Annotated in this window: 12 protein-coding genes and 1 pseudogene; 6 read left to right on the forward strand and 7 right to left on the reverse strand. The window is 73.2% G+C overall.

Going from position 1 to position 12,494, the window contains the following annotated elements:
• Window positions 1–23: 23 nt before the first annotated feature.
• Entirely contained in the window at window positions 24–938 is a 915-nt protein-coding gene (locus IH61_RS0138605) for an SDR family NAD(P)-dependent oxidoreductase (RefSeq protein WP_051838727.1), read from the reverse strand.
• A 71-nt stretch (window positions 939–1,009) separates the two neighbouring features.
• Between IH61_RS0138605 and IH61_RS0138610 the strand changes: the two genes are divergently transcribed.
• Both IH61_RS0138610 and IH61_RS0138615 read left to right on the forward strand, forming a co-directional pair.
• On the forward strand, window positions 1,010–1,954 hold the full coding sequence (locus IH61_RS0138610; RefSeq protein ID WP_037973986.1) for a LysR family transcriptional regulator: 945 nt from the start codon (window positions 1,010–1,012) through the stop codon (window positions 1,952–1,954).
• Window positions 1,955–2,097: 143 nt separating this feature from the next.
• Window positions 2,098–3,423 (forward strand): DUF5685 family protein, encoded by a 1,326-nt coding sequence (locus IH61_RS0138615; RefSeq protein WP_031078854.1) that lies wholly within the window; start codon window positions 2,098–2,100, stop codon window positions 3,421–3,423.
• Window positions 3,424–3,511: 88 nt separating this feature from the next.
• Here IH61_RS0138615 and IH61_RS47545 read toward each other — a convergent pair whose 3' ends face one another.
• Window positions 3,512–3,649, reverse strand: coding sequence for a hypothetical protein (locus IH61_RS47545; protein ID WP_158845841.1), 138 nt, complete (start codon window positions 3,647–3,649; stop codon window positions 3,512–3,514).
• Between the two features lie 196 nt (window positions 3,650–3,845).
• On the opposite strand from IH61_RS47545, the gene IH61_RS0138625 reads away from it, so the two are divergent.
• Both IH61_RS0138625 and IH61_RS0138630 read left to right on the forward strand, forming a co-directional pair.
• Window positions 3,846–4,772, forward strand: coding sequence for a chitosanase (locus IH61_RS0138625; protein ID WP_051838728.1), 927 nt, complete (start codon window positions 3,846–3,848; stop codon window positions 4,770–4,772).
• 211 nt (window positions 4,773–4,983) lie between these two features.
• Window positions 4,984–6,012 carry a hypothetical protein gene (locus IH61_RS0138630; protein WP_420714073.1) on the forward strand — a complete coding sequence of 343 codons (1,029 nt, stop codon included), beginning with the start codon at window positions 4,984–4,986 and terminating at the stop codon, window positions 6,010–6,012.
• On the opposite strand, the gene IH61_RS0138635 is transcribed toward IH61_RS0138630, so the two are convergent.
• The 3 genes from IH61_RS0138635 to IH61_RS0138645 all read right to left on the reverse strand — a co-directional run bounded on the left by IH61_RS0138635 (window position 5,984) and on the right by IH61_RS0138645 (window position 8,708).
• Window positions 5,984–6,604 carry a hypothetical protein gene (locus IH61_RS0138635; protein ID WP_234327522.1) on the reverse strand — a complete coding sequence of 207 codons (621 nt, stop codon included), beginning with the start codon at window positions 6,602–6,604 and terminating at the stop codon, window positions 5,984–5,986. The genes IH61_RS0138630 and IH61_RS0138635 overlap by 29 nt on opposite strands.
• Before the next feature lie 153 nt (window positions 6,605–6,757).
• Window positions 6,758–7,678 carry an alkaline phosphatase family protein gene (locus IH61_RS0138640; RefSeq protein WP_051838730.1) on the reverse strand — a complete coding sequence of 307 codons (921 nt, stop codon included), beginning with the start codon at window positions 7,676–7,678 and terminating at the stop codon, window positions 6,758–6,760.
• A gap of 46 nt (window positions 7,679–7,724) precedes the next feature.
• Window positions 7,725–8,708, reverse strand: coding sequence for a phospholipase D-like domain-containing protein (locus tag IH61_RS0138645; RefSeq protein ID WP_051838731.1), 984 nt, complete (start codon window positions 8,706–8,708; stop codon window positions 7,725–7,727).
• Window positions 8,709–9,053: 345 nt separating this feature from the next.
• Here IH61_RS0138645 and IH61_RS0138650 point away from each other — a divergent pair, with 345 nt between their 5' ends.
• Entirely contained in the window at window positions 9,054–10,337 is a 1,284-nt protein-coding gene (locus IH61_RS0138650; RefSeq protein WP_051838732.1) for a serine hydrolase domain-containing protein, read from the forward strand.
• A gap of 87 nt (window positions 10,338–10,424) precedes the next feature.
• Here IH61_RS0138650 and IH61_RS0138655 read toward each other — a convergent pair whose 3' ends face one another.
• Complete coding sequence (locus IH61_RS0138655; protein WP_078911724.1) at window positions 10,425–11,090, reverse strand: sigma-70 family RNA polymerase sigma factor; 666 nt, start codon at window positions 11,088–11,090, stop codon at window positions 10,425–10,427.
• A 132-nt stretch (window positions 11,091–11,222) separates the two neighbouring features.
• Window positions 11,223–11,597: a hypothetical protein gene (locus IH61_RS0138660; RefSeq protein WP_031078868.1), complete on the reverse strand. Its 375-nt coding sequence runs from the start codon at window positions 11,595–11,597 to the stop codon at window positions 11,223–11,225.
• Window positions 11,598–11,847: 250 nt separating this feature from the next.
• Between IH61_RS0138660 and IH61_RS46590 the strand changes: the two are divergent.
• A pseudogene (locus tag IH61_RS46590) lies at window positions 11,848–12,494 on the forward strand (hypothetical protein); the annotation flags it as partial.

Below are 12,494 nucleotides of genomic sequence, written 5' to 3' on the forward strand. Positions count from 1 at the left end.
GGTCTGGGGTCTGGGGTCTGGGGTCAGGGGATGAGCAGACCGTCCTGGTCGGTCAGCGGCGCGCCGCTGTACCAGTCCAGGGCCTGGCCGAAGCGGACGAGTTGCCCGTACAGCTCCGGGTCCGCGCCCTCGGCGAGGACGAGGTCGAGGACCGCCTCCGCCGCCTTGGCGGGCGTCTGGGCGTGGCTGAAGTCGGTGAACCAGGGACGGGAGGTCGCGGTGTCGACCATGCCGGGGCAGATCGAGGCGAGGAGGGTGCCCTCGGCGAGGTCGCGCTCGCGGCGCTCGGCGGCGACGGCCCGTACGGCGGCGACCTGCGCCACCTTGGACGGGACGTTCACCCAGAGCGGCCAACCCAGGTCCCGCATCGTGCCGTTGTGGTGGGCGCGGCGCCAGGACTCGACGGCGTACTCGACCTGGTCGAGGGTCGCGCCGTCGAAGAGCGGGTGAAGCCGGGGGTCGAGGTGGCCGAGGGTGCCCAGGGTGCTGGCGACGACGAGCATCCGGCCGCCGGGGTTCAGTACGGGGAGGAAGGAGCGCAGCACGGCGTGGGTGGCGGTGTTGGAGACGTCGATGAACTCGTCGACGCGCGGGGCCTGCGACTCGGTGGGCAGGATGCGCGCGATGGCGTTGGAGATCACCGTGTGGACGCCGCCGCGCCGTCGGCGCAGTTCCTCGGCGAGGGCGGCGATGGCGTCGGTGTCGGTCACGTCCAGGACGCGGCCCTCGACCCGGGCGCGGGTGCCGGGCAGGGCGGCGACCTCGGCGGCGGCGCGGGCGACGCGGCCCTCGTCGCGGCCGGTGAGCAGGACGAGGTCCTGGGGGTCGAAGCGGGCGGCGAGGCCCTCCACCAGGGCGAGGCCGAGGCCCTGGTTGGCGCCGGTGACGAGCGCCGTACGGGCGGTGCCGGTGGTACCTGCGGTGCGTTCGATGTCCATGCCCACAACGCTAGGAGCCTCCGCCGTATGCGTCCAACGAAAGCTGCGCACAGGTAGTATGAGCAAACGTCATGGACTTTACGGATGTGTCACTCACCGCGCTGCGGGTCTTCCGCACCGTCGCCGAGCAGGGGACGTTCACCTCGGCCGCGGTCACGCTCGGCTACACCCAGTCGGCCGTCTCCCGGCAGATCGCCTCGATCGAGCGGGCGGCGGGCGCCGAACTGCTGGAGCGGCGGCGTGACGGCGTCCGGCTCACCGCCGCCGGGCGGATCGTGCTGCGGCGGGCCACGGCGGTGCTCGGCGAGATCGAGGCGACGGCCCGGGAGCTGTCCCAACTGCCGGGCCAGCCGGGGACGGTGAGGCTGGGCTGGGTGCCGGTGGCGGGCGCCGTCCTGCTGCCGCGGGTGCTCACCCGGCTGCGGCGCACCGACCCGGACCTGCACGTGGTCGGGCGCGAGGGCACCACCCCGACGCTGGTGCGGGCGCTGCGGGCGGGCAGTCTGGACCTCGCGCTGCTCGCCTCGGTGCCGCCGTACCGGCCGCTGGACGACGAGTCGCCCCCGCTGCGGATGCGCACGCTGAGTGAGCGGCAGCTGTGCCTGGCGGTGCCGGCCGGGCATCCGCTCGCCCGGGCCGACTTCGTCGACGTGGCGGACCTGCGGGGGCAACGCTGGATCGCGGCGCCTTCGGTGGGCGAGGACCGGCTGATGGGGGTGTGGCCGGGGCTGGACGAGCGGCCGGAGATCGTGCTGTCCGTCCGGGACTGGCTGGCCAAGCTGCACCTGGTGGCCGCGGGCTTCGGGTTGACGACCGTGCCGGCCCTGCTGGCCCCGGCCGTGCCGGAGGGGGTGCGCGTCCTGCCGGTGCGCGGCGGGCCGCAGGAGCACCGGCGGCTTTCGGTGGCCCGGCTGCCGCACACGGGCGGACCGGCGGTGGAGCGGGTGGAGGAGGCGCTGCGGGCGGTGGCGGTGGAGTTGCCCGTGATCGGGGAGGGTGCGACCGGCGAGGCGTGAGGGTGACGGAGGCGGCAACTTCGCGAACGCCTGACCGGGCCCTGACCGGCCCCTGGCCAAGCCCCTGACCACGAGCGCCGTCGATCATATGATGTCCCGGACATCGTGGCCGGTCAGCGGTCCACAAGGCGAGGGGGAGTTCCGTGTTCGGCATCATCAGACCGTGCAAACACCGCCTGTCCGAACGGCTCCAAGCCTCCTGGATGGCGCACCTGTGCGGCCTCTGCCTCGCTCTGCGCGACGACCACGGCCAGCTCGCCCGCACGGCGACCAACTACGACGGTCTGATCATCTCCGTCCTGGTCGAGGCGCAGGCCGCCCGCGACGACTCCTCCTGGCGCCGCACCGCCGGGCCCTGCCCGCTGCGCGGCATGCGGACAGCCTCCGTCGCCAAGGGCGAGGGGGCCAGGCTCGCCGCCGCCGTCTCACTCACCCTCGCCTCCGTGAAGATCCGCGACCACGTCGAGGACCGGGACGGCGTCTTCGCCCGCCGCCCGGTCGCCGCCGGGGCCCGGGCCGTCACCCGGCGCTGGGACCGGCGCAGCGCGGGCAGCGCGTCCGTCGTCGGCTTCGACACCGGGGTGCTGCTCGAAGCCGCCTCCCGGCAGGGCGCGTTGGAGCGCTCGCTGCTGCCCGGCAACTCCGTGCTGCTGGTCACCGAGCCCACCGAGACCGCCACGGCCGCCGCCTTCGAGCACACCGCGGTCATCGCCGGCCGCCCCGGCAACGCGGCTCCCCTCGCCGAGGCCGGACGGCTCTTCGGCCGCCTCGCCCACCTGCTGGACGCCGCCGAGGACCAGGCCGAGGACGCCGCGAGCGGCGCGTGGAACCCGCTCACCGCGACGGGCACCGACCGCGCCGAGGCCGAACGACTCTGCCGGGACGCCGTCCACGGCATCCGGCTCGCGCTGCGCGAGGTCGAGCTGACCGACAAGCAGCTGGTGCACGTGCTGCTGGCGCACGAGACGGAGCGCGCCGTGGAGCGGGTCTTCGGTGCCCCGGGGCACGGTGCGACCTGCCGCACGCGTACGGGCGCTGGTACGGGCACGGGTACGGGCGTCGCGGACTCGGGCACGGGCGTCGCGGGTACGGGCGCCGCAGCGCCGATCGGCGCGAGCCCGTACGGTCCGCCGCCGAACCAGGCGCCGCCCGGGTATGACCCGAACCAGCCTCCGCCGCCGTGGGTGCCGATGGGCCCCGGGTTCACCCCGCCCGGCCAGAAGCCTCCGCCGCCGCGCAACCTGCTCGCCGGCTGCGCGGTGTGGGCCCTGATGGCCTGCTCGTGCCAGCTGCTGTGCTGCGATCACAACGACCCGTTCACCCGCGAGCCCCGGAAGGGGTTCTGCGAGCGGCACGACTGCTGCGACTGCTGCGACGGTTGTGACGGCTGCAGCGGCTGCGGCGACTGCTGCCAGTGCTGTGACGGGTGCGACTGCTGCGACGGGTGCTGCTGCGACGGCTGCAACTGACTGACTGCCTGCCTGACGGTCCGTCAACTTTCGGACGACACAAGGCCCGGGGTGCGATCAGCGCACCCCGGGCCTTCGCCGTCCCCGCTCAGCCTTCCCGGCGGGCCGCCTCGCGGTCGGCCGTCAGTGACTTGTCCAGCCGGGCCAGCAACTCCCGGAACCGCTCGACGTCCTGCTCCGTCATCCGCCCCTCGGGCGCCGGCCCCTCGGCCGCTGTCTCGCTCATGGGAGCGACCGTAGGCGCAGGCGATCAACGGCCGATAAACAACCGCTCCGAGCGGCACACAATCCTCACGATCCTCTGATGAATCAGACAAGTCACCCAAGCCGGCCGTGCGCGACGTCTCGACGGCCCCGGCCATCGGTGCTTCAATGCCGCGAGTTAGGAAAGTTTCCTAACAAGAGACGGATTCGGAGCCCCCATGCGCGTCACCCGAACCCACCGCACCGCCACCGCCGTTGCGGCCCTCGCCCTCACCACCGCCCTCACCACCGCCCTCACCACCGCCTTCACCTGGACCTGCACCACGGCCGAGGCCGTGCCCGCCGCCACCCCGCGCGCCACCGCCACCACCACCGCCACCGCCGCCGCGCAGGCCGACGCCCGACCTTCCGTCCGGGCCGGAGGTCTGAGTCCCGACCAGCGCCGCCGGGCCGACCAGCTGATCAGCGTCTTCGAGAACAGCACCACCGAGATCCAGTACGCCTACGCCGAGAACATCCACGACGGACGCGGCGTCACCGCCGGCCGCGCCGGCTTCACCACCAACGACGGCGACGCCCTCAAGGTGGTCCGCGCCTACACCGCCGTCTCCCCCGGCAACCCGCTCGCCCGCTTCATCCCCGAGCTGGAGCGCCTGGCCGCCTCCGGCAGCGGCGACACCGGTGGCCTGCCCGAGGACGAGTACATCGGCGCCTGGCAACAGGCGGCCCAGGACCCGGCGTTCCGCCAGATCCAGGACGACCAGGTCGACCAGCGCTACTTCTCCCCCGCCATGGACCAGGCCGACCGGCTCGGCCTCACCACCGCGCTCGCCCGCGCCGAGCTGTACGACGCCTCCATCCAGCACGGCAACGGCGGCGAGTACGACGCCCTGCCCGCGCTGGTCGCGCGCACCACCGCCAAGGTCGGCTCCCCGGCCGGGGCCGGTGAGAAGGCGTGGCTGGACGCCTTCTTCGACGTCCGCGTGGACGACCTCACCAACCCGGCCAACTCCTCGACCGCCGAGGAGTGGCGCAAGTCCGTCGACCGGGTCGAGTGCCTGCGCCGGATCGCCGCCACCGGCAACTACGACCTCGACGGCCCGCTCTCCGTGACGGCCTTCGGCAGCTCGTACACCATCTCCTGACCCGGCCTGGCCACACCGGACCCCGCCCGATTCCCCGTGGGGCGCCGGGGGTCCGCACCCCGCCCCCGGCGTGACGGACCGTCGCGCGGACTCTGTTCCGCGCCGGACCTTGTTCCACGTCTGTGACGCGACCCTCACCGGGCGCTGACCTGGCTCTGCGATGATCTTCCTCGAACGCGAACCACACCCGAGGGGGACCTGGAAAATGTCCGTGCGCAACAGATTCGGCTCCGCAGCCGCCATCGCCCTGACGACCACCGTCAGCGCCGTCCTGCTCACCGCCTGCGGCCCGGACACCAGCGATCCCGTGGCCGCCCCGACCTCCGGCGCGCCCGTCGCCACCGGCAGCGCGGGCCCGGGCGGCAAGACCGGCTCCCCCGCCCCCGGCGGCAAGGAGATCAACGGCACCACCGCCGCCAACCACCTGACCATCAGCACCGGCACCCCGACCGTGGCGCTCAACGGCACCACCGTCGACTTCGGCACCGCCGTACGCGACCTGGCCTGGTCCCCCGACGGCAAGAAGGCCGTGTTCATCAACGGCGACGGCGACCTGATGACCGCCAACCCGGACGGCGGCGGCAAGGTCGTCGTCGCCAAGCACCCCGCCGGCGAGACCTGGTCCCACCCCACCTGGCAGCGCGCCACCAAGGACACCGGCGGCGACACCTCCGCGAACGCCACCGAGCGGTTCAGGAACCTCGTCTTCGCCTCCGACAAGGGCGGCACGCTGCGCCTGGAGACGATCCCCGTCAAGTCCGTCGGCGGCACCCCCGAGGTCCTCACCCCGCACAACTCCGAGGGCGGCAACGAGAACATCCCGCAGCCCCCGCAGGCGGGCAACACCTGGGCCAACGCGGGCGGCCAGCGCGGCGAGATCGCGTACGCCAACACCCCGGCGGGCGAGGTGTTCATCTACGACACCTACATCCGCCCCAACACCCACTCCATGGGCAAGGGTTCGCAGCCCGCGCTCTCCACGGACGGCGAGCACCTCGTCTTCGTCCGCTCGGTCAACGGCCACGACCACCTCTTCAGCCGCTCCCCGCTGGACGGCCCGAAGAGCGAGAAGGACCTCACCCCCTCCGCCACCACCGACTACACCGAGCCGGTGTGGTCCCCGGACGGCAGGACCATCGCGGCCCGCACGCCGGACGGCATCGTCACCCTGCCCTCGGACGGCTCCGCCGCGCCGACGCAGGTCTCCACGATCAAGGGGCTGCCGTCCTACCGCCCGTAACGTCTGTAACATCCGCAGCCGACAACTCGGCCCGCAGCAGCGGCAGTTGCTCGTCCGCCGAGTCGTGCGGCAGGAACTCCACCAGGTCGAGGAAGCGGAACAGGACCCGGGTCCCGGTGACGGCGTACTCGTAGTCGCCGAACCCGACCACCGCCCCGCCCGCGCCGCGCGCCGCACCGCGCACGGCGGCGCCGGTCACCTCGTCCGCCGCGTCCTCGGCGCTGGTGCGGCGGCGGGCGTTGGGGCGCGCCAGGTAGGGGCACACCATCGCGGCGTACAGCATGCAGGCCCGGTGGCCGGGGCCCTCCAGGGTGGGCGCGAAGTTGCGGTACGGGAGGCCCGAGGAGAGCGCGGCGGCGATGGCCGCGCTCTCCTCGGCGCCCACCACCCGCCACACCGGGCCGCGCGGCATGAAGCCGCCGCAGACCGAACACAGACGCTTCAGCGCGCAGTCGGCGCTGCGGTCGTGGTCGGTCAGCGCGAACTGCGGCTGCCCGTCCTGCCAGGGGGTGATGGCCGGCACCGGGTAGCCCCGGTCGTCGCGGGGGCGGGCCTCCAGGGCCTGCGGCATCGGCACACGTTCGAATCGCACCCGCCCATCCTTACCAGGCGGGCGCGGCGCGGGTCGAGCCCGGCCCTGTGACCTGGCCCTGCGACCTGGCCTCGACCCGGCCCCGTGACCCGGCCTCGGGACCGGGAGGGCCGGTGGCGGGGGCCACCGGCCCGACCACCCGGGAAGGGGCCGTCAGTTCCAGATGCCCGTGATGTCCGCCGCCGTGCCCGCGTTGCCGGCGTGGCCGGCCGCACCGGAGAGGTCCTCCAGGGTGCGCAGCACGTTGTAGTGGTTGTACGTGGTGGCCGTCGTGCTGCCCGGGATCACGTGGGCGCCGTAGACGACGGTCGGGATGCGGTTGCCCGACAGCTTGTTGTCCTCGTCGAAGGTCATGACGAGCAGGCTGTTGTTGTTCTTCGCCCAGGTCGCGTACGCGCCCAGGTTGTTCTTGATCCAGGTGTCGCCGGTGGAGACCGAGCAGTCGTGCATGTCGCTGCACAGGTTCGGCACCACGAAGGAGACCTTCGGCAGCGTGGAGTAGTTCGTCGGGAACTGCGCGAACGTCATCGCCGAGTTGAGCGGGACGTTGCCGAAGCCGAACCACGGGTTGTGCTTCTGCGCGTAGTTGCCGCTGCTGCAGACGGTGCTGCCCTGGCTGGGCAGGGACTCGTTGTAGCTGGCCCAGGTCTTGCCGGCGGCGAGGACCTCGCTGGCCAGGTTCGGCGCCGTGAAGCCGCCGACCACGACGCAGCTGTCGTCGGTGCGGCCCTGGGTGGAGCCCGAGAACAGCGCGTAGTAGTTCGGCTCGCTCGGGTGGGTGATGCCGAACGACTGGGTGAGGTTGGCACCGCCGGCCACCAGGGTCTGGTTGATGTACGGCGCGCTGCTGCTGCCGATGACCTGGGTGTAGGCGTGGTTCTCCATCACCACGACCACGATGTGGTCCGGCGTGGGCAGGCCGACGGCCTGGGCGCTGGTGCCGCTCGCGGCCCACAGGCCGACGGAGGAGGCGACCAGGGCGACGGCGGAGCCGATCGCGGTCGCGGTGCGGCGGCTGCGGCCGGTAGCCGTGGCGGGCTCGGCGGCCTTGGCGGGCTTGGCAGAGGAAGTCATGACGAACCTCTCGGGCGAGAACGGGCGGGTGGGGTCGCCAACAGTCCTAGTACGGCGTGCCGTTGGCGAAGTCGTTGGCGACGGTGTTCTCGATCGCGCTGAGCACGCCCGCGTCGTTGACGATCAGGCCGAGCTCGCGGTTGTGGTTCAGGGAGTTGTCGGAGAAGTTCTCCGAGCCGGCGAACACCTTGGCCGAGGCCGTCCCGTAGTCGGCGACGATGGCCTTGGCGTGGATGTACAGGCCCGTGGTGGTGGAGTACGTGACGACCTTGCCGCCGGCGGCGACGACCTGGTCGAAGTTCGAGTAGTAGGAGCTCTGGTCCATGCCGACCACGCGCACGGTGACGCCCCGGTTCGCGGCGGCCGCGACGGCGTCCACCAGGGCCGGGTCGCCGAACTCCAGCTGCTCCACGTCCAGGGAGGTCTGCGCGCCGTTGATCAGGGCGAGCAGGCGGGACTGGGAGTCGGTGGGCGACCAGACCAGGTTGTCGCCGTCGGTGGGGGTGATCGAGGTCTTGGCGTAGTCGGCGGCGAAGACCCGCTCGATCGCGGCGACGTCGTTGAGGTCCGTGTCCAGGACGCCGTAGTCGCGGTCGTTGGCGTAGTAGGTGGTGTCCAGGTTCCCGGTCATGATCAGGGACTTGGCGCCGTCCACCGTGACGGACTTCTGGTGGGTGTAGACGAACGCCGTCGAGGAGTACGTCACCCCGACGCCGGCCGCCTTGAGGGCCGAGTAGGCGGAGCCGTTCACCGAGGTGTGGGCGCCGTCCAGGATCACCCGGACCGGGACGCCGGCCCGCTGGCGGGCGATCAGCGCGTTGACGGCGGTGGTGTCGCGCAGCTCGTACATGGTGACGTCGACGGACTTCGTCGCCGAGTTGATCAGGCTGTAGACCACGCTGTGGGACTGGTCCGGGAACACGTACGCGGTGAACGTTCCGGCGGCGTTCGCGGGGGTGCCGACGGCTATCAGGCCGGTGGCGGCGAGCAGCACCGCGCCGGCACGGCGCGCGAGGGAGGCGAGGGGCATTCGGGCTCCACTGTCGGGGGAACGGGGACGGGGAAGCCCCGGAGCGGGCTGTTGCGCAGGCCGCACCGGGCGACGAACAGCATGGCGGTGACCGGCCGCCACGGGCAGATGACAGCGGGTTAAGCCTTGCCGCCGGGCCGGGAAACGGGCGGTGCGGCCTCCGGAACGGCCTCGCGCCGCGCGGTCGCGGCGGTGCGAAAGGAGTGAAACCGCCTCAGATCACGCTGGACAACGGCCTGTCGGGGCAACGCGGTTCAGATTGCCACCGTCCGCCCGGGCAGCGGATAGTGGATCTTCGATCGACGTGGACCACACCGCGTCAGCCGAAGGAGAGAACTGAGGAACATGGCGAAGACCCGTCTTCTGCGCCCCCTGGCCGTGGCCGCCGCAGCCGCCGTCCTGACCGCGACCGGAGCCGCTCACGCCGTCGCGGCCGACCAGGACGGCAACGGCGCCCCCGTACCCGACACCGCCGGCGTGCTCGCCGCCCTGCGCACCACGACCGCCGCAGGCGCCCCCGGCGCGTTCGCCGTCATCACCGACCACGGCGACGACGAGAACCTCCGCTCGCTCACCGTCGGCAAGGCCGACCTCGACGGCACCCCCATGAACTCCTCGTGGAGGTTCCGGGTCGGCAGCAACAGCAAGATGTTCGCCGCCGTTCTCGTGATGCAACTGGCGGAGCAGGGCCGCATCGACCTCGACCGCCCGCTGCGCGAGTACCTGCCCGCAGGCACCCTGCCCGACAGCTGGACGATGACCGGCCGCCAGGTCATGGAACACCGCGCCGGGATCTACGACCACACCAACGACCTGCTGGAGCAGGCGGGCGAGGAGACCACCGCCGCCTTCGAGGCCCGCATCCGCACCAAGGTGTACAGCCCGACCGACCTCGTCGCGATGTCCGTGCGGCACGGCCAGCAGTACACGCCCGGCAGCCGCTACTCGTACTCCAACACCGACTTCGTGCTGATGGGCCTCGCCGTCGAGCACCTCACCGGCCGCCCGTACGCGGACGTGCTCAACGAGCGGATCATCGAGCCGCTCGGGCTCACCCGCACCTCCTTCGTCGTGCCGGACCAGCGGATCGAGGGCCCGCACGTCACCGGCTACCTCACCAACGACGACCGCAGCAAGCCGCTGCTCGACTCCACCGAGCAGACCGCCTCCTGGCTCTGGGCCGCCGGCGGCGTCATCTCCTCCGCCGAGGACCTCGACCGCTTCCTCACCGCCCTCGTCGCCGGCAGCGCGGGCGGGCTCGTCTCCGACGCCTCGCTCCAGCAGATGACGGCCGCCCTGCCGACGCCCAGCGCCAAGATCTCCTACGGGCTGGGGCTGCGCCGCATCTCGCTCTCCTGCGGGGACGTGTACGGGCACGGCGGCATCGTCCAGGGCTTCCAGACGCAGTCCTTCACCACCCGGGACGGGCACCGGACGGTGGTCGTCTTCGCCAACGCCTCCAACAACGGCTCGGTGACGCAGGGCCTGATGGGCGCGCTGGAGCCGGCGTTCTGCGGCGCCAAGCCGGCGGCCGCCAAGCCGTCCAACGGGGTCTCGCCGCGGACGGCGTTCACGCCGGCGGCGGGCCAGGGCGAGGAACTCCCGGTCGTCGAGGACACCCGGATCTGAGCCCCTCCCGCGCCACGAAGCCCCCGCCCACTGCCCGGGCGGGGGCTTTCCTGCTTCTCGGGCCCTGCGGTCGGACGACCGTGGCGGTCAGACGGCCGCGGCGGTCCCGGTCGGGGCGTAGCCGTGTTCGGCGGCCAGCACCGGGCGCAGCGCCCGGATCGCGTAGAAGTTGCGGGACTTGACCGTGCCCGGCGGCACGCCCAGCCGCGAGGACGCCTCCTGCACCGAGCTGTCCTTGAGGTGCAGCTCGACCAGCACCTCGCGGTGGTGCTTCTGCACCCGGCGCAGGGCCAGGGCGATGTCCCGGGCCACCACCACCTGCTCGTACGGGTCCTCGGCGAGCGGGCGGTCCTCCAGCGGCTCGCCGATGACCTCCTTCGCGCGGGCGGCGGCCATCCGGTAGTGGTCGATGGCGATCCGGCGGGCGACGGTGAACAGCCACGGGCGGCTCTGCTCCGCACCGGCGGCCAGCGCCTCGGGGTGCTGCCAGGCGCGCAGCAGCGTCTCCTGGAGGATGTCCTCGGCCTTGCCCCGGTCGCCGCCGGTGGCGCGCAGCAGCGAGCGCAGGAGGTAGCCGCCGTGGAGGCGGTAGATCTCGGCGAGCGTGTCCTGGTCGAGGGTGGGGCGCGGCTGGACGGGGAGCGGCTCGGTGCCGGCGGTACCGGCGGTGCCGGCGGTGCGCTGGGCCGGGACCCTGGCGGCGGTGCTGGTCGCGACGGGCGTGGACGGGGCGACGGACGGCTTCGACGACACGCGCTACCTCTCAGGTCGGGCAGGGGCACCGCGACGGGCGCGGGCGCTGTACGGGGAGCCCGCCGGTCGTTCCCGTCCGGCTCGGCTGTGCAGCAGCCTGCCGGGCGTCGCAAATGCGCCACCAACGCTTCGCTAACGTCCGTCCGTCCGAACGTTTGCGGCGGCGTTGAGCGCGCTGACCAGGTGCTGAACACCGTCCTCACCCCGGTGCTCGATCAGCAGCGCCACCCAATCGGCCAACTCCGCGCGCTCCGCCGCCGACCACCCCGGCGCCGAGGGGTGCTCGTCCACCACCAGCGCCCGCGCCACCCGCAGCAGCTCCGGCACCGGATCGGGCCGGCGCCGCACCCGCGGCACCGCCGCGACCGCCAGGCGGCGGGCCACGTCGATCACCTGCGCGGCCGACTGGCGGGGCACCGCCAGCGCGGGCCGCCCCGGCCTCGGCGGAGCCTGCTCCCGTACCAGCTCCGTCACCCACTCGCGCGCCCGCGGCTCCTCCGCGTCCATCGTTCTCGTGCCTCCCCCGCCCCGTCCTCGGGACTGCTGCCGGTTCCTGGTCCGTGGCAGACGGTAGCGAGTGGCCGCCGTCGCGGCAGGGGATTTTCCTGAGGGACGCTCCCTGCGCCCCGACCCGCTCAACGGGCCCTGTCGGCGGGCCGGTTCAGCTGAACCCGCCGCTGAACCCCCGGCGGGCCCGGGGACGTGGAAGCGGATGCAGGGGCGGCACACGGGCGGCACCGATCCGGGAGGTCAGGCGATGGGCGACTACACCCCGGCGGTGTGGCCCGAACCCGTCCCGCTCGTACCGCGCACACCGCTCGACCCGCTGGGCACCGTACTGATCCCGCCCGCGGAACGGCCCCGGGCCCTCGCCGCGCCGCCGGTCGCCGTGACCTGGGCTCCTCCGCCGCCACCTCCCGCCACGGCCTCCCCGCGTCGGCGGCCCCTCCTCCCCCAGGGCCGGGAAGCGAGGCGGCGTCACCTGGTCGAGCGCATCCGCACGCCGCTGCGCGTCTGCCACCGGATCGCCGTGGTCGGCTCCGGCGGCGCCGGGGTCGCCACGCTCCTCGGCACGCTCCTCGCCGAACACCGCGCCGACCCCGTCATCGTCCTCGACCCGACCGGGCCCGGCGAAGGCGAAGTACGCACCGGGCGGCTCCTGCTGCGCACCCTCCCCGCCGACGGCGACTACCCCCACTCCCTCGCCGAAGCCGGGGGCCTCTCCCCCGTCGTCCTCACCGACGCCACCGCCGCACCCCACCTCGCCGCCCTCGCCGACCAGGTCCTCATCTGCGAACCCGCCACCCCCACCGGCGCCCGCAACGCCTCCGCCCACCTCGACCGCCTCGGCCCCGACGCCACGGTCCTCTTCACTCCCGTGCCCCCGGGCGACCGCTCCGTCCC

Source organism: Streptomyces sp. NRRL WC-3742 (assembly GCF_000720635.1).
In the GTDB taxonomy this organism is placed as follows: Bacteria; Actinomycetota; Actinomycetes; order Streptomycetales; family Streptomycetaceae; genus Kitasatospora.

Excerpts from the sequence above, each read along its gene's own strand:
- IH61_RS0138605 (WP_051838727.1), bottom strand. The coding sequence starts at position 938 with ATGGACATCGAACGCACCGCAGGTACCACCGGCACCGCCCGTACGGCG.
- IH61_RS0138610 (WP_037973986.1), top strand. The coding sequence starts at position 1,010 with ATGGACTTTACGGATGTGTCACTCACCGCGCTGCGGGTCTTCCGCACC.
- IH61_RS47545 (WP_158845841.1), bottom strand. The coding sequence starts at position 3,649 with ATGAGCGAGACAGCGGCCGAGGGGCCGGCGCCCGAGGGGCGGATGACG.
- IH61_RS0138625 (WP_051838728.1), top strand. The coding sequence starts at position 3,846 with ATGCGCGTCACCCGAACCCACCGCACCGCCACCGCCGTTGCGGCCCTC.
- IH61_RS0138640 (WP_051838730.1), bottom strand. The coding sequence starts at position 7,678 with ATGACTTCCTCTGCCAAGCCCGCCAAGGCCGCCGAGCCCGCCACGGCT.
- IH61_RS0138645 (WP_051838731.1), bottom strand. The coding sequence starts at position 8,708 with ATGCCCCTCGCCTCCCTCGCGCGCCGTGCCGGCGCGGTGCTGCTCGCC.
- IH61_RS0138650 (WP_051838732.1), top strand. The coding sequence starts at position 9,054 with ATGGCGAAGACCCGTCTTCTGCGCCCCCTGGCCGTGGCCGCCGCAGCC.
- IH61_RS0138660 (WP_031078868.1), bottom strand. The coding sequence starts at position 11,597 with ATGGACGCGGAGGAGCCGCGGGCGCGCGAGTGGGTGACGGAGCTGGTA.